This window comes from Pseudidiomarina marina (assembly GCF_044807045.1).
GTDB classification, from domain to species: domain Bacteria; phylum Pseudomonadota; class Gammaproteobacteria; order Enterobacterales; family Alteromonadaceae; genus Pseudidiomarina; species Pseudidiomarina marina.
In genome coordinates this window covers 129,997-146,920 of sequence record NZ_CP085233.1, presented here as the reverse complement: position 1 = coordinate 146,920, position 16,924 = coordinate 129,997, and the positions used below count along the sequence as shown (strand labels likewise).

Here is a 16,924-nt window from a genome sequence, read left to right as displayed (position 1 = left end):
ATGGCTAAGTTAAGCAAACGTGCACGTCTTATCCGTGAAAAAGTTGAAGCGCGTGATTATGAAATCAACGAAGCAATCAACTTGTTAAAAGAATTAGCGACTGCAAAATTTAAAGAAAGCGTTGATGTATCTGTAAACTTGGGTATCGACGCTCGTAAATCTGACCAAAACGTTCGTGGTGCAACTGTACTACCAAACGGTACTGGTCGTGACGTACGTGTAGCAGTTTTCACTAGCGGTGCTAACGCTGATAAAGCGAAAGAAGCTGGTGCAGACCTAGTAGGTATGGAAGACTTAGCTGAGAAAGTTAAGAAAGGCGAAATGAACTTTGACGTTGTTATCGCTTCTCCAGACGCTATGCGTGTTGTTGGTATGTTAGGTCAAATCTTAGGTCCACGCGGCTTAATGCCAAACCCTAAGACTGGTACCGTAACGCCAGACGTTGCAACTGCGGTTAAGAACGCAAAAGCAGGTCAGATTCGTTACCGTAACGATAAAGCGGGTATCATCCACGCGACTATCGGTAAAGTTGATTTTGATAACGATAAATTGAAAGAAAACCTTGAAGCATTGTTGGCAGCTTTGAAAAAAGCGAAGCCGTCTTCAGCGAAAGGTCAGTTTATCAAGAAAGTTAGCCTTTCAACCACTATGGGCGCTGGCGTAGCCATCGACCAAGGTTCGTTGACTGTAGCTTAAGGTTTTATGGGTTGGAGCTGTAGCTCCCGTCCAAGACCGCAGGTGTATCGCGGCTGACATCTCGAGAGAGATTATTCAGCGACACTTAATTTCCTGCGCAGATGGTGATATCCGATCCAGACTCTCTGGGTAAGAGATTCACCGTGACAACGTGGTAGATGCAATAACGGTCTACCTATGTGTAACGATCGGCCCAAAGTTCTTTGAACTGCGGGCTAAAAAAAGAGGTGATACTAGTGGCACTAGGTTTAGCAGCAAAACAAGCAATCGTTAAAGAAATTAACGATGTAGCTTCAAACGCTCTATCCGTCGCTGTTGCTGAGTATCGTGGTATGGAAGTTGCGCAAATGACTCAACTTCGTCGTCAAGCGCGTGAGCAAGGCGTGTATCTGAAAGTTATTCGGAACACTCTAGCGAAGCGTGCATTTGTTGACACGAAGTTTGAAGACATGGATTCAGCGTTAACAGGTCCTTTGGTCTACGGTTTTTCTTTGGACGCGCCAGGCTCTGCCGCACGTTTGTTCAAAGAGTTTGCTAAAGACAGTAAGCACCTGAAAGTTACTGCACTATCAATTGGCTCAGGCCTGATGGGCGCAGACAAGCTTGACGCTGTTGCATCACTTCCGACTCGCGACGAAGCATTGGCGAAATTGCTCGCAACCTTCAAAGCGCCTGTTAGTAAGTTCGTTCGTACTATTAACGAAGTACCTACTAAGTTTGTGCGTGTGTTGTCGGCAATTAAAGACGCTAAATAGAAGCGGTTTTTTTAACCATTTTTTTGTAATTTATAACCCAGGAGTTTAGAGTTATGGCTCTTACTAAAGAAGATATTTTGAACGCGATCGCTGAAATGCCAGTTATGGAATTGGTTGAGTTGATCGAAGCTGCAGAAGAAAAATTCGGTGTTGACGCTTCAGCTGCTGTTGCTGTTGCAGCTGGTCCAGCTGCTGCCGGCGCTGCTGCTGCAGAAGAGAAAACTGAATTTGACGTAATCTTGAAATCTGCTGGCGCTAACAAAGTAGCAGCTATCAAAGCAGTTCGCGGCGCAACTGGTCTTGGCTTGAAAGAAGCGAAAGACATGGTTGAGTCTGCACCTGTTGCTGTTAAAGAAGGCATCAGCAAAGAAGACGCAGAAGCACTTGCTAAAGAATTGACTGAAGCTGGTGCGGAAGTTGAAGTTAAGTAAGTTTAACAACTTGCATAACTTGGCCTTTTAGGCCTAGGGCTGGTGGCAATTTTGCTACCAGCCTTTTTGCGCTGTAAAGCATGTATCATTTTTGCCCGTTATTGGGGTGCATGCTCGCGGTGACAAAAACGGGAACGACAAGCTTTAAGTAGTTTGTTTTTAACCATCGACTCCTACTCCGGTGGTTAGGGTCATCAATCAGCTAGCTGAGGAACCCCATGGCGTACTCCTACTCTGAGAAAAAACGTATTCGCAAGGATTTTGGTAAACGCCCTCATGTACTTGAGGTGCCATACCTGCTGTCAATCCAATTAGATTCATTTAAAAAATTCATCGAGCCGGATCCAGAAGGCAATAATGGCCTGGAAGCGGCATTTCGCTCAGTATTTCCAATTACCGCTTATTCAGGTAATTCGGAACTGCAGTACGTGAGCTATCACCTTGGTGAGCCTGTATTTGACGTTCAAGAATGTCAAATTCGTGGCATCACTTACGCAGCTCCTTTGCGGGTTAAACTGCGCTTGGTTCTTTTTGATAAAGAAGCAGCGGCAGGTACCGTTAAAGATATCAAAGAGCAAGAAGTTTACATGGGTGAAATCCCATTGATGACCGAGAACGGTACGTTTGTAATTAACGGCACCGAGCGGGTTATCGTATCTCAGTTACACCGTTCACCAGGTGTATTCTTTGATCATGACAAAGGTAAGACGCATTCTTCAGGTAAAGTGTTGTATAACGCTCGCGTTATTCCTTACCGTGGTTCGTGGTTGGATTTCGAATTCGACCCGAAAGACAACGTATTCGTACGTATCGACCGTCGTCGTAAACTACCGGCGTCAATCATTCTTCGTGCGCTTGAATTTAGCACTGAAGAAATTCTCGATATGTTCTTCGAAACCACGTACTACCAGTTCCGCAATAAGAAAGTATTTATGCAACTGGTACCAGAGCGTTTACGTGGTGAAACTGCGAAATTCGACATCAAAAATGATGATGGCGAAATTATCGTAGAAAAAGGCCGTCGTATTACTGCACGCCATATCAACCAAATTGCAAGCTTGAACCAACCAGAGATGGAAGTTCCACTTGAGTATTTGGTAGGTAAAGTTTTAGCGAAAAACTACACCGACAAGAAAACCGGTGAAGTGATTGCTGAAGCGAACTCTGAGTTAACTTTAGAGTTGCTTGCGAAACTGCGTGAAGCTGGCTTCAAGAAATTTGAAACTTTGTTCGTGAACGACCTTGATCACGGTCCGTACATGAGCGAAACCCTGCGCATCGATTCAACCAACAATCGTTTAGAAGCGTTAGTTGAAATTTACCGTATGATGCGTCCGGGCGAGCCGCCAACAAAAGAAGCGGCTGAAACATTATTTGACAACTTGTTCTTCAGCGAAGATCGCTATGACTTATCGTCAGTAGGTCGCATGAAGTTCAACCGTCGTTTAGGTCGTGAAGACTTAACTGGCCCAGGTGTATTGACCAAAGAAGATATCGTTGAGGTAATGAAAAAACTCATCGAGATTCGTAACGGTCAAGACGAAGTCGACGATATCGATCACTTAGGTAACCGTCGTATCCGTTCTGTGGGCGAGATGGCTGAGAACCAATTCCGTGTTGGTTTGGTTCGTGTTGAGCGCGCTGTTAAAGAACGCTTAAGCCTAGGCGACCTTGATGGCACCATGCCACAAGACTTGATTAACGCGAAGCCAATTAGTGCTGCCGTGAAAGAGTTCTTTGGTTCAAGCCAGTTGTCACAGTTTATGGACCAGAACAATCCATTGTCAGAAGTCACGCACAAACGTCGTATTTCTGCATTGGGTCCAGGTGGTTTGACGCGTGAGCGCGCGGGCTTCGAAGTACGTGACGTACACCCAACGCACTACGGTCGCGTCTGTCCAATCGAAACCCCTGAAGGTCCAAACATCGGTCTAATCAACTCGTTGTCAACGTTTGCACGTACCAACGAATATGGTTTCTTAGAAACACCATATCGTCGCATTGATAACGGTGTCGTAACCGATGAAGTCGATTATTTGTCAGCGATTGAAGAAGGTAACTTCGTCATCGCACAGGCAAACGTTGCCTTGAACGATAAAGGTGAGTTGGTTGAAGACTTGGTTCCATGTCGTCACAAAAACGAATTCACTTTAATGTCAAAAGAGCAAGTTCAGTACATGGACGTTGCTCCGCAGCAGATCGTGTCGATTGCAGCAAGCTTGATTCCGTTCCTTGAACACGATGACGCCAACCGTGCATTGATGGGTTCGAACATGCAACGTCAAGCCGTACCAACACTGCGTGCTGACAAGCCGTTAGTCGGTACTGGTATTGAACGTACCGTTGCGGTTGACTCAGGTGTAACCGTTGTTGCGAAACGTGGTGGTGTCGTCGATAAAGTTGACGCAAGCCGCATTGTCGTGAAAGTGAACGAAGAAGAAATGATGCCAGGCGAAGCCGGTATCGATATTTATAACCTTGTTAAATACACCCGTTCTAACCAGAACACCTGTATTAACCAGACCCCAACTGTGAATGTTGGTGAGCCGGTAATGCGTGGCGATGTATTGGCTGACGGTCCGTCAACCGATATGGGTGAATTGGCATTGGGTCAAAACTTACGCGTGGCATTCATGCCATGGAATGGTTACAACTTCGAGGACTCGATTCTGATTTCAGAGCGTGTGGTTCAAGAAGATCGTTTAACCACTATCCACATTCAAGAATTAAGCTGTGTGGCGCGTGATACCAAACTAGGTGCTGAAGAAGTTACTGCCGATATTCCAAACGTAGGTGAATCTGCTCTGAACAAGCTTGATGAAGCCGGTATCGTTTATGTTGGTGCAGAAGTTTCTGGCGGCGACATCCTCGTTGGTAAAGTAACGCCGAAGGGTGAGACTCAATTAACGCCAGAAGAAAAACTGCTGCGTGCAATTTTCGGTGAAAAAGCTTCAGACGTAAAAGATAGCTCACTGCGTGTGCCTAACGGTGTCACCGGTACGGTTATCGACGTTCAAGTATTTACGCGTGATGGCGTAGAGAAAGACGCACGTGCGAAGTCTATCGAAGAAATGCAATTGAAGCAGGTTAAGAAAGACTTAACGGATGAGTTCAAGATTCTTGAGAAAGGTATTTTTGAACGCGCTCGTAGCTTGTTGTTAGCGAACGGTTTTGACGAGTCTAAACTTGCTAGCCTTGAGCAAAGCAAGTGGTTGACGCAAAACTTGAAGAAAGAAGCTGCGCAACAACAGCTTGAGCAAATTGCACAACAGTACGAAGAAATTCGCGCCGATTTCGACAACAAGTTCGAAAACAAGCGTCGTAAGATCGAGCAAGGTGATGATTTAGCGCCTGGCGTACTGAAGATTGTTAAAGTGTACCTTGCGGTTCGTCGCCGTATCCAGCCTGGTGATAAGCTAGCTGGTCGTCACGGTAACAAAGGTGTTATCTCAACGATTGTTCCAGTTGAAGATATGCCACACGACGAGCACGGCACGCCAGTGGATATCGTATTGAACCCATTGGGCGTTCCGTCGCGGATGAACATCGGTCAGATCCTTGAAACTCACTTGGGTATGGCTGCGCGTGGCATTGGTACCAAAATCGAAAACATGATGAAGCGCCAAGCGAAAGTTGCTGAAATGCGTGAATTCTTGGACAAGGTGTACAGCTTAGGTAATACCCGTCAAGAAGTTGATATCAACGACTTCAGCGATGACGAAGTGTTACGTTTAGCGGAAAACCTGAAAAAAGGTCTTCCAACTGCAACACCTGTATTCGATGGTGCAGTCGAAAGCGAAATTAAAGAACTACTGAAACTGGCTGATTTACCAGAATCAGGTCAGATCACGTTGTGGGATGGTCGTACCGGTGAGCGTTTCGAGCGTGATGTAACTGTTGGTTACATGTACATGCTGAAATTGAACCACTTGGTTGACGACAAGATGCACGCGCGTTCTACCGGTTCTTACAGCTTGGTTACTCAGCAGCCGCTGGGTGGTAAAGCACAGTTCGGTGGTCAGCGCTTCGGTGAGATGGAAGTGTGGGCACTGGAAGCATACGGTGCTGCTTATACGTTGCAGGAAATGTTGACGGTGAAATCGGACGACGTAAACGGTCGTACGAAGATGTACAAAAACATTGTCGACAACGATCTGCGCATGGAAGCAGGTATGCCGGAATCCTTCAATGTACTTCTGAAGGAAATCCGCTCGCTTGGTATCAACATCGAGTTGGACCAAGACTGAGACACCACCGGACGCTATTTGCCAGGAGATAAATCGTGAAAGACTTATTAAAGTTTTTAAAACCGCAAAACCAGACTGAAGAGTTCGATGCGATTCGCATCGGACTTGCTTCTCCGGACATGATCCGTAGCTGGTCTTTCGGTGAAGTGAAAAAGCCAGAAACGATCAACTACCGTACGTTCAAGCCTGAGCGTGACGGGTTGTTCTGTGCGCGCATTTTCGGCCCGGTAAAAGACTACGAGTGCTTGTGTGGTAAATACAAGCGCTTGAAGCACCGTGGTGTAATTTGTGAGAAGTGTGGCGTCGAAGTTACCCTCACTAAAGTGCGTCGTGAGCGCATGGGTCACATCGAATTAGCGAGCCCAGTTGCACACATCTGGTTCTTGAAATCATTACCAAGCCGTATCGGTTTGATGCTAGATATGACCTTGCGTGATATCGAGCGAGTATTGTATTTCGAATCATACGTTGTTACTGAAGCAGGTATGACCGACCTCGAGCGCGGTCAAATTCTGACTGAAGAAGAGTACTTAGACGCATTAGAAGCACACGGCGACGAATTTGAAGCCAAGATGGGTGCTGAAGCGGTGTTGTCATTATTGCAACACATTGATATCGAAGGTGATATCAAGCAATTGCGTGAAGAACTTCCAGAAACCAATTCAGAAACGAAGCGTAAGAAAATCAGCAAGCGCTTGAAGCTTCTTGAATCATTCCATAACTCAGGCAACAAGCCAGAGTGGATGATCTTGAAGGTACTTCCAGTATTGCCACCTGATTTACGTCCGTTGGTTCCATTGGATGGCGGCCGTTTCGCGACTTCAGATTTGAACGATCTTTATCGTCGCGTTATTAACCGTAACAACCGTTTGAAGCGTCTTTTAGACTTGGCAGCTCCTGACATCATCGTACGTAACGAAAAGCGTATGTTGCAAGAAGCTGTTGACGCCTTGTTAGACAACGGTCGTCGCGGTCGTGCTATCACTGGTACCAACAAACGTCCTCTGAAATCTTTGGCTGACATGATCAAAGGTAAGCAGGGTCGTTTCCGTCAAAACTTGTTGGGTAAGCGTGTTGACTACTCAGGCCGTTCAGTAATCACTGTTGGTCCTAAGTTGCGTTTACACCAGTGTGGTTTGCCAAAGAAAATGGCACTCGAGCTATTCAAACCATTCATCTACGGTAAGTTAGAAGGTCGTGGCTTAGCTACTACCATCAAAGCTGCTAAGAAGATGGTTGAGCGCGAGATTCCAGAAGTTTGGGACGTACTTGACGAAGTAATCAAAGAACACCCGGTTATGTTGAACCGTGCACCAACGTTGCACCGTTTGGGTATCCAGGCGTTTGAACCAGTATTGATCGAAGGTAAAGCGATTCAGTTGCACCCATTGGTGTGTGCGGCTTATAACGCCGACTTCGATGGTGACCAAATGGCGGTTCACTTACCATTAACGTTAGAAGCGCAGTTAGAAGCGCGCGCGTTGATGATGTCAACCAACAACATTTTGTCACCAGCAAGTGGTGATCCAATTATCGTTCCTTCACAGGACGTTGTATTGGGTCTGTACTACATGACGCGCGAAAAAATTAACGCGAAAGGCGAAGGCATGGCGTTTAAAAACGCTAAAGAAGCCGAGAAAGCATACCGTAACAAGGATGCTGAGCTGCACGCACGCGTTAAAGTACGTATCACTGAAACGTTAACCGACGAAGAAGGTGTTACAACCACCACGACAAAACTGTACGACACCACTGTAGGTCGTGCCATCTTGTCACTGATTCTTCCTACTGGCATGCCGTTTGACATGATCAACCAGTCAATGGGTAAGAAGCAGATCGGTCGTTTGTTAAACCGTTCTTATCGTGACTTAGGCTTGAAGCCAACCGTTATTTTTGCTGACCAAATCATGTATACCGGTTTCCACTACGCGATGATCGCGGGTGCATCTGTTGGTATCGACGATATGGTTATTCCAGACGCTAAGAAAGATATTATCGAAGCGGCGGAAGAAGAAGTTGCTGAAATTCAGGAACAGTTCGAGCAAGGTTTGGTAACAGCCGGCGAGAAATACAACAAAGTTATCGACATTTGGTCAACTGCGAACGAGAAAGTCTCGAAAGCAATGATGGAAAACCTGTCGAAAGAAACTGTGATCAACGCTAAAGGTGAAGAAGAGCAGCAAGATTCTTTCAACTCGGTTTACATGATGGCTGACTCAGGCGCTCGTGGTAGCCCTGCACAGATTCGTCAGTTGGCTGGTATGCGTGGTTTGATGGCGAAGCCAGATGGCTCAATCATCGAAACCCCAATCGTTGCTAACTTCCGTGAAGGTTTGAACGTACTCCAGTACTTCATCTCAACCCACGGTGCGCGTAAAGGCTTGGCCGATACCGCATTGAAGACCGCGAACTCAGGTTACCTGACGCGTCGTTTGGTTGACGTTGCACAAGACGTTGTTATCGTTGAAGACGATTGTGGCACCGAAGATGGCTTGTACGTGAAGCCGTTGATTGAAGGTGGTGACGTTGTAGAACCATTGCGCGAGCGCGTATTGGGTCGCGTTGTTTGTGATGACGTTCTTATGCCTGGTGGCGACGAAGTACTGATTCCACGTAACACATTGCTTGATGAAAAAATGTGTGACGTGTTAGAGCAGAACTCTGTTGACCAAGTAAAAGTACGCTCTGTCATTACCTGTGACACCGACTTCGGTGTGTGTGCGAACTGTTACGGTCGTGACTTGGCTCGTGGTCACTTGGTGAACCAAGGTGAAGCAGTCGGTGTTATCGCGGCACAGTCAATCGGTGAGCCTGGTACACAGTTAACCATGCGTACGTTCCACATTGGTGGTGCGGCATCGCGTGACTCTGCAGCCAACAACATCCAAGTGAAGAACAAGGGTACCTTGAAACTTCACAACGCGAAATTCGTTGAAAACAGTGACAGCCACTTGGTTATCACCTCACGTTCAACTGAATTGACGTTGATTGATGAATTTGGTCGTGAGCGTGAGCGCTATAAAGTGCCTTACGGTGCGATTCTGAAGAAAAACGAAGGCGACACCGTTGATGCGGGCGAAATCGTTGCGAACTGGGATCCACATACGCACCCAATCATCACCGAGGTGGCAGGTCGTCTGAAATTCGTCGACTTGATCGATGGCGTCACCATGACCCGTCAAACCGACGAGCTGACTGGCCTATCAAGCATTGTTGTGCTTGAAACGGGTCAACGTACTAGCGCCGGTAAAGACATGCGTCCAATGGTGAAGCTAGTTGATGCGAAAGGTAAAGATGTCAACATCGCCGGCACCGATATGCCAGCGCAGTACTTCTTGCCAGGTAACGCGATTATCAACCTTGAAGATAACGCTGAAGTGAAAGTGGGTGACACGGTTGCACGTATTCCACAAGAAGGTTCAAAAACACGCGATATTACCGGTGGTCTACCGCGCGTTGCCGACTTGTTCGAAGCACGTCGTCCGAAAGAGCCTGCAATTTTGGCAGAAGTCTCTGGTACCGTTAGCTTTGGTAAAGAAACCAAAGGGAAACGTCGCTTGATCATCACCCCTACGGATGGTGGCGAGCAGTACGAAGAGATGATTCCAAAATATCGTCAGTTGAACATCTTCGAAGGTGAGCAAGTGACCAAAGGTGAAGTAATCGCCGACGGTCCAGAAGCACCACACGATATCTTACGTTTGCGTGGCGTTAGCGCGCTTGCAAACTACATCGTGAACGAAGTGCAAGAAGTTTACCGTTTGCAAGGTGTTAAGATTAACGATAAGCACATCGAGACCATCGTGCGTCAGATGTTGCGTAAGGCAATCATCTTAAACCCAGGTGAAACGGAACTGCTTGAAGGCGAAATGATGGAGCTGTCTGAAGTACTTGCTGCGAACGCGAAAGCGGAAGCAGAAGGTAAGATTCCAGCTTCTTATGAGCGTCAGCTGTTAGGTATCACTAAGGCGTCATTGTCGACTGAGTCGTTCATCTCTGCTGCATCGTTCCAAGAAACGACGCGCGTATTGACCGAAGCAGCCGTACAAGGCAAGCAAGATCCATTACGTGGCTTGAAAGAGAACGTTATTGTGGGTCGCTTGATTCCAGCTGGTACTGGTTTCGCTTACCACCGCGAACGTGCGCGCAAGCGTGCTGAAGCGTTGGCAGGTACCGAAGCACCTCGTTTAACCGCAGAAGAAGCAGAACAGCAACTCGCTGATGCTTTGAACTTCGGTAACGAAGCTGCTGATAACGGTGACAATACCGAGTAAGCAGTTGCTTTGACGAGCAAAATATAGCGTTAGAGGCCGTTCGCGTTAGCGAGCGGCCTTTTTATTTCCGTCGCTTTTCCTTGACAGTCCAATTATTGACCATTAAAATTCGGCCTCCCCATATTTGGGCGATTAGCTCGTGGCTTGTCGACAGCAAGCTTAAAAATAGGGGGAAACTTGGATTTTTCATTCTGTTGAGCGACATCAACATAATCAGGAGTAATGAATGGCAACAGTTAATCAGCTGGTGCGCAAAGGTCGTCAAAAGCCGGTTGTTAAAAGCAACGTTCCGGCACTTGAGGCTTGCCCACAAAAACGCGGCGTATGTACCCGTGTTTACACTACTACCCCGAAGAAGCCAAACTCTGCACTGCGTAAAGTATGCCGTGTGCGTTTGACTAACGGCTACGAAGTTTCTTCGTACATTGGTGGTGAAGGTCACAACTTGCAAGAACACTCAGTCGTATTGATTCGCGGCGGTCGTGTAAAAGACTTGCCAGGTGTTCGTTATCACACAGTTCGTGGTGCTCTCGACTGTGCAGGCGTGAATGATCGTCGCCAAGCACGTTCTAAGTACGGCGCGAAACGGCCTAAGTCTTAACGGTTCTCCGTTAGTAAGGCCAAACTGTAATTTATAAGTTTTGGGGAATACCCTGAATTAATCGGAGAATATTGAGATGCCAAGAAGACGCGTCATAGGTCAACGTAAAATCCTTCCGGACCCTAAGTTCGGATCAGAGTTGTTGGCTAAGTTTATCAATGTCGTCATGGTTGACGGCAAAAAATCTGTCGCTGAAAAGATCATCTACGGTGCGTTAGACATCCTGGCTGACAAGTCAGGCAAAGACCACCTTGAAATTTTCGAAACTGCGTTGGACAACGTTCGTCCTACTGTCGAGGTTAAATCTCGTCGTGTTGGTGGTTCTACCTACCAAGTACCAGTAGAAGTACGTCCTGTTCGCCGCAATGCACTGGCTATGCGCTGGTTAGTTGATGCTGCGCGTACTCGGGGTGAAAAATCCATGGCTCAGCGTCTAGCAGGTGAAATGCTAGATGCATCAGAAAATAAAGGCTCTGCTGTGAAGAAGCGTGAAGACGTCCACCGTATGGCCGAAGCGAACAAAGCGTTCGCACACTATCGCTGGTAAATTCACAGTTAACCCAAAGAGGAATTTATGGCTCGACAAACATCGATTGAGCGTTACCGTAACATCGGTATCTGTGCTCACGTAGACGCAGGTAAAACAACCACTACAGAACGTGTGTTGTTCTACACCGGCTTGTCTCACAAATTGGGTGAGGTACATGACGGTGCAGCGACTACCGACTGGATGGAGCAAGAACAAGAGCGTGGTATTACAATTACCTCTGCTGCTGTAACTGCTTTCTGGAAAGGTATGGATCAGCAGTTCCCAGAACACCGTATCAACGTTATCGATACGCCAGGACACGTTGACTTCACTATCGAAGTAGAACGTTCACTGCGTGTACTTGATGGCGCGGTCGTTGTTTTGTGTGGTTCTTCTGGCGTACAGCCGCAAACTGAAACCGTATGGCGTCAAGCAGACAAGTACGAAGTTCCACGTATGGTATTCGTCAACAAGATGGACCGTGCTGGTGCTGACTTCTTGCGCGTTGTAGGTCAAATCAAAACGCGTTTGGCTGCGACTCCAGTTCCAATTCATTTGAACATCGGTGCTGAAGATAACTTCAAAGGCGTTGTTGATTTGATCAAGATGAAAGCGATCAACTGGAATGAAGAAGACCAGGGGATGACTTTCAACTATGAAGAAATTCCAGCGGAACTGAAAGACAAAGCTGAAGAAATGCACAACGACTTGGTTGAAGCTGCTGCTGAAGCCAACGAAGAGCTGATGAACAAGTACCTTGAAGAAGGCGACTTGACTGAAGCTGAAATCAAAGCTGGTTTACGTCAACGTACGTTGAACAACGAAATCATCCTTTGCTTGTGTGGTTCTGCGTTTAAAAACAAAGGCGTTCAGGCAATGCTTGACGCGGTTATCGAATACTTACCTTCACCAACTGAAGTTAAAGCGATTCGTGGTATTTTGGAAGACGAATCTGAAGGCGTGCGTAAGTCATCTGACGACGAGCCGTTCTCAGCATTGGCATTCAAAATCGCAACCGACCCATTCGTAGGTACTTTGACCTTCTTGCGCGTATACTCGGGCGTCCTAAAGCAGGGTGATACCGTTTATAACCCAGTGAAGAGCAAGCGCGAGCGTATCGGCCGTATGGTACAGATGCACGCAAACGACCGTAAAGAAATCAAAGAGATCTTGGCGGGCGACATTGCTGCAGCTATCGGCTTGAAAGACGTAACGACTGGTGACACCTTGTGTGACCCGAACAACGTCATCACGCTTGAGCGTATGGAATTCCCAGAGCCTGTAATCTCTGTTGCTGTAGAACCAAAAACTAAAGCTGACCAAGAAAAAATGGGTATTGCTTTAGGTAAATTGGCTGCAGAAGATCCATCGTTCCGCGTTAAAACCGACGAAGAGTCTGGCCAGACAATCATCTCTGGTATGGGTGAGCTTCACCTAGACATCATCGTTGACCGTATGAAGCGTGAGTTCAAGGTTGAATGTAACGTTGGTAAACCACAGGTTGCTTACCGTGAAACTATCCGTCAGAAAGTGGAAGTTGAAGGTAAATTCGTACGTCAATCAGGTGGTCGCGGTCAGTTCGGTCACGTTTGGTTACGTATCGAGCCAATGGACTTTGATGCGAACGACGATGATGCACCAAACTACGAGTTCGTTAACGAAATCGTTGGTGGTGTTGTACCGAAGGAATACATTCCTGCGGTAGACAAAGGTATCCAAGAGCAAATGCAGAATGGTGTAATTGCTGGTTACCCAGTACTTGGCGTTAAAGCGACCTTGTACGATGGTTCATACCACGATGTCGACTCATCAGAAATGGCGTTCAAAATCGCTGGTAGCATGGCATTCAAGAAAGGTGCTCAACAAGCTAAACCAGCATTGCTTGAACCAATGATGAAAGTTGAAGTTGTTACCCCTGAAGATTTCATGGGTGACGTCGTTGGTGACTTGAACCGTCGTCGCGGTATCATCGAGGGCATGGAAGATGGTCCTGGTGGTCTGAAAGAAGTTCGCGCACAAGTTCCATTATCAGAAATGTTCGGTTACGCTACTGACCTGCGCTCGCAGACTCAGGGCCGTGCATCGTATGCAATGGAATTCTTGAAGTACGCTGAAGCACCAAACAACATTGCTGAGCAGGTTATTGCTGCTCGTCAGGTTAAAGATAAAGATTAAGTAGAGTCTGGTCCGGTTCTACCAAGGACCGGACTTTTAACTTAAGTTAAGGAAAAGTCATGGCAAAAGAAAAATTTGAACGTTCCAAACCGCACGTTAACGTCGGTACAATCGGCCACGTTGACCACGGTAAAACTACTCTGACCGCTGCGATCACCACAGTATTGGCGAAAACCTACGGTGGTTCAGCACGTGCATTCGATCAAATCGATAACGCACCAGAAGAAAAAGCGCGTGGTATCACCATCGCAACTTCACACGTTGAGTACGATACTCCAGCACGTCACTACGCACACGTAGACTGCCCAGGACACGCTGACTATGTTAAAAACATGATCACCGGTGCGGCGCAGATGGACGGCGCTATCTTGGTAGTTGCTGCGACTGACGGCCCAATGCCACAAACTCGTGAGCACATCTTGTTGTCACGTCAGGTTGGTGTTCCATACATCATCGTGTTCATGAACAAGTGTGACATGGTCGACGACGAAGAGTTGTTGGAATTGGTTGAGATGGAAGTTCGTGAACTTCTTTCTGAGTACGATTTCCCAGGCGACGATTTGCCAGTAATCCAAGGTTCAGCATTGAAAGCATTGGAAGGCGAAGAGAAGTGGGAGAAGAAAATCATCGAATTGGCAGAAGCTTTGGATTCATACATTCCAGAGCCAGAGCGTGATATCGACAAGCCGTTCATCATGCCAATCGAAGACGTATTCTCAATCTCAGGCCGTGGTACTGTAGTAACTGGTCGTGTTGAGCGCGGTATCGTTCGCACTGGTGACGAAGTTGAAATCGTAGGTATCCAAGATACAACGAAGACGACTGTAACTGGTGTTGAGATGTTCCGTAAGTTGCTTGACGAAGGTCGTGCAGGTGAGAACATTGGTGCGTTGTTGCGTGGTACGAAGCGTGACGAGATCCAGCGTGGTCAAGTATTGGCGAAGCCAGGTTCAATCACGCCACACACTCAGTTCGAAGCTGAAGTGTACGTATTGACCAAAGAAGAAGGTGGTCGTCACACTCCATTCTTCAAAGGCTACCGTCCACAGTTCTACTTCCGTACCACGGACGTAACTGGTGCAGTCCAGTTGCCAGAAGGCGTAGAGATGGTTATGCCAGGCGACAACCTGAAGTTCGTAGTTGAACTGATTCACCCAATCGCGATGGACGAAGGTCTTCGTTTCGCGATTCGTGAAGGTGGTCGTACCGTAGGCGCAGGCGTTGTATCTAAGATCATCGCTTAATGCGTAGCCCGGCGTTCTCTCTATGAGGGTAAGGCCGGGTTGTTTAGAAAGGGGAGCTTCGGCTCCCTTTTTTGTTTTTGAAGGCAACAACGATATTAGCTATTAGATATTAGATATTAGCGAAAACACGAAAGACCAAGACCGCTCATCTAATATCCAATATCTAATAACGTTCTTGCAGTTTCCCTTGACTTTGAAGGCTGATGTGTGAAGGATACACAAGAGTTAACGGAGTAAGCGAAGTCTTGAAGTACTTAATAACTATAATAACAATACTATCTGGTTTGTTTTTTCATGCGACCGCAGAACCAATTCAAGTTCGAGTTGCGGCGTACGAGTACCCACCATATTACTCTGAACAAATGCAATCGCACTTGGTTGGTGACGTCATCAAGGCTTTGAATCATATTCAACAAGACTACCATTTTTCTCTTGAACCTATCGCTCCGAATGCGCGTTATGTTGCTTTAAGTGCTGATGGTTGTTGTGATTTGATGTTATTCGAGGATATTGACTGGGGCTGGCGTGATGAAGACATCGATTTGCATGTAACCGAACCGTTGCTTGTCGGTCGAGAGCGTTTCGTGGCGTTAAAACACTTAAATCGAGATCAGCGTTTTTTCGAAATGAAAGGTCTCAGATTTGGTGGCATTGTAGGTTATCACTATCCATTTGCTGCGAATGAAAAAGACCATCGAATTCTTGAAGAGGATTACGGCATCTATTTAGCGCATTCTCACGAAGTGAATTTACAGATGCTTTTGAATAAACGATTAGATTTGATCATGCTCTCGGACGAATATCTGGCGGCGATGGTTCCTCGTTCAGTGAAGGAGCAGTTATTAATTTCCAAAAAGCCATATGGCGTTTTTAACATGGCTACTGTGGTCAATAAAAATAAAAACGTTGATGCGTCTCAAGTTGAGCATTTAATCGACCGTCTAAAAGAAAACGGCAGGCTTAGTGCTATCTTTAAGAAGTTTAAACTACCGGCCAGCCATTAGGGGCGTCGATTAATAAACACTCAAGCCTAAGTGGTTAGCTAGCTCGCGAATCATAAACATGCCTCTCGCGGAGTTGCCATAACTATTAAGTGGCGGGCTCCAAGCCGTGATAACACCATAGTCAGGAACGATGGCAACGATGCCGCCACCAACACCACTTTTGGCTGGTAACCCAACCGTGAATGCAAACTGCCCCGATTGATCATACATGCCGCTGGTACTTAATAATGCATTAATGCGCTGTGCGTCGCGATGTGAGGTGATTTGTGCACCGCTACGTGGGCATTTACCACGGTTGGCGAGAAACGCGAAGCTACGGGCCAATTGTTCCGTTGACATGGTCAATGCACATTGCCAAAAGTAGTGGTCTAATACCTCTTCAACATCCGCTTCAATATTACCAAAGCTTTTCATCAAGTAAGCTAACGCGGCGTTGCGAGCCCCATGCGCACGCTCAGAGTCGTGCACGCGCGAATCAACGCAAACATCGTCACTACCGCACAAACCGCGCACCATACTTAGCAAAGCCGATTTACTGGCAGAATAATGACTAACTAAAACGTCACTGACTAATAGCGCACCGGCATTGATCATCGGGTTACGGGGTATTCCTTTTTCCCACTCCAACTGAACAATAGAATTAAAGGGTTGGCCCGACGGCTCCATTTGAACCCGTTCCCATAGCGGATCGCCAAGCCGTTCCATGGCAAGCATTAGGCCAAAGATTTTTGAAATGGATTGAATTGAAAAAACCTTGTCGGAATCACCAACAGAGGTGACTTTGCCATCTAATGTTGCGACGGTAAGAGCGCAATAATCAGATTTCACTTCAGCCAGCGCAGGAATGTAATCAGCAACTTTTCCATCATTCACCGTTAAAGCCTGTTGAAGAATGCTCTCCAACAAAGGCTTTAAGTTGTCTGGTGCATGGATGGATTGACCACCACTGATGACATCTGTCGTCATGA

The 16,924-nt window shown here is 46.8% G+C and carries 11 protein-coding genes; 10 read left to right on the top strand and 1 reads right to left on the bottom strand.

Translation table 11 applies throughout. The annotated features are described in order from the left end of the window. The 10 genes from rplA to LG272_RS00605 all read left to right on the top strand — a co-directional run bounded on the left by rplA (nt 1) and on the right by LG272_RS00605 (nt 15,956). Nucleotides 1-696 carry a 50S ribosomal protein L1 gene (gene rplA / locus LG272_RS00650; RefSeq protein ID WP_126759607.1) on the top strand — a complete coding sequence of 232 codons (696 nt, stop codon included), beginning with the start codon at nt 1-3 and terminating at the stop codon, nt 694-696. Between the two features lie 236 nt (nt 697-932). Next, a complete protein-coding gene (rplJ, locus tag LG272_RS00645; protein WP_126759606.1) occupies nt 933-1,451 on the top strand; it encodes a 50S ribosomal protein L10 in 519 nt (172 codons plus the stop codon). 53 nt (nt 1,452-1,504) lie between these two features. Beyond that, nucleotides 1,505-1,882, top strand: coding sequence for a 50S ribosomal protein L7/L12 (gene rplL / locus LG272_RS00640; RefSeq protein ID WP_126759605.1), 378 nt, complete (start codon nt 1,505-1,507; stop codon nt 1,880-1,882). 218 nt (nt 1,883-2,100) lie between these two features. Then, a complete protein-coding gene (rpoB, locus tag LG272_RS00635) occupies nt 2,101-6,129 on the top strand; it encodes a DNA-directed RNA polymerase subunit beta (protein ID WP_126759604.1) in 4,029 nt (1,342 codons plus the stop codon). Between the two features lie 35 nt (nt 6,130-6,164). Further along, a complete protein-coding gene (gene rpoC / locus LG272_RS00630; protein WP_126759603.1) occupies nt 6,165-10,403 on the top strand; it encodes a DNA-directed RNA polymerase subunit beta' in 4,239 nt (1,412 codons plus the stop codon). A gap of 226 nt (nt 10,404-10,629) precedes the next feature. Continuing rightward, the gene (gene rpsL, locus LG272_RS00625) at nt 10,630-11,004 is read left to right on the top strand and encodes a 30S ribosomal protein S12 (protein WP_034777283.1); all 375 of its coding nucleotides are present in this window, start codon (nt 10,630-10,632) and stop codon (nt 11,002-11,004) included. Between the two features lie 76 nt (nt 11,005-11,080). Next, the gene (gene rpsG / locus LG272_RS00620) at nt 11,081-11,551 is read left to right on the top strand and encodes a 30S ribosomal protein S7 (protein WP_126759602.1); all 471 of its coding nucleotides are present in this window, start codon (nt 11,081-11,083) and stop codon (nt 11,549-11,551) included. Nucleotides 11,552-11,578: 27 nt separating this feature from the next. Next, entirely contained in the window at nt 11,579-13,708 is a 2,130-nt protein-coding gene (gene fusA / locus LG272_RS00615; protein WP_126759601.1) for an elongation factor G, read from the top strand. Nucleotides 13,709-13,767: 59 nt separating this feature from the next. Next, nucleotides 13,768-14,952 carry an elongation factor Tu gene (tuf, locus tag LG272_RS00610; RefSeq protein WP_126759600.1) on the top strand — a complete coding sequence of 395 codons (1,185 nt, stop codon included), beginning with the start codon at nt 13,768-13,770 and terminating at the stop codon, nt 14,950-14,952. 245 nt (nt 14,953-15,197) lie between these two features. After that, a complete protein-coding gene (locus tag LG272_RS00605; protein WP_404408946.1) occupies nt 15,198-15,956 on the top strand; it encodes a substrate-binding periplasmic protein in 759 nt (252 codons plus the stop codon). Nucleotides 15,957-15,965: 9 nt separating this feature from the next. Here LG272_RS00605 and glsB read toward each other — a convergent pair whose 3' ends face one another. Next, nucleotides 15,966-16,922, bottom strand: a complete 957-nt coding sequence (gene glsB / locus LG272_RS00600) for a glutaminase B (protein ID WP_126759598.1) — start codon at nt 16,920-16,922, stop codon at nt 15,966-15,968. Between the last annotated feature and the right edge of the window lie 2 nt (nt 16,923-16,924).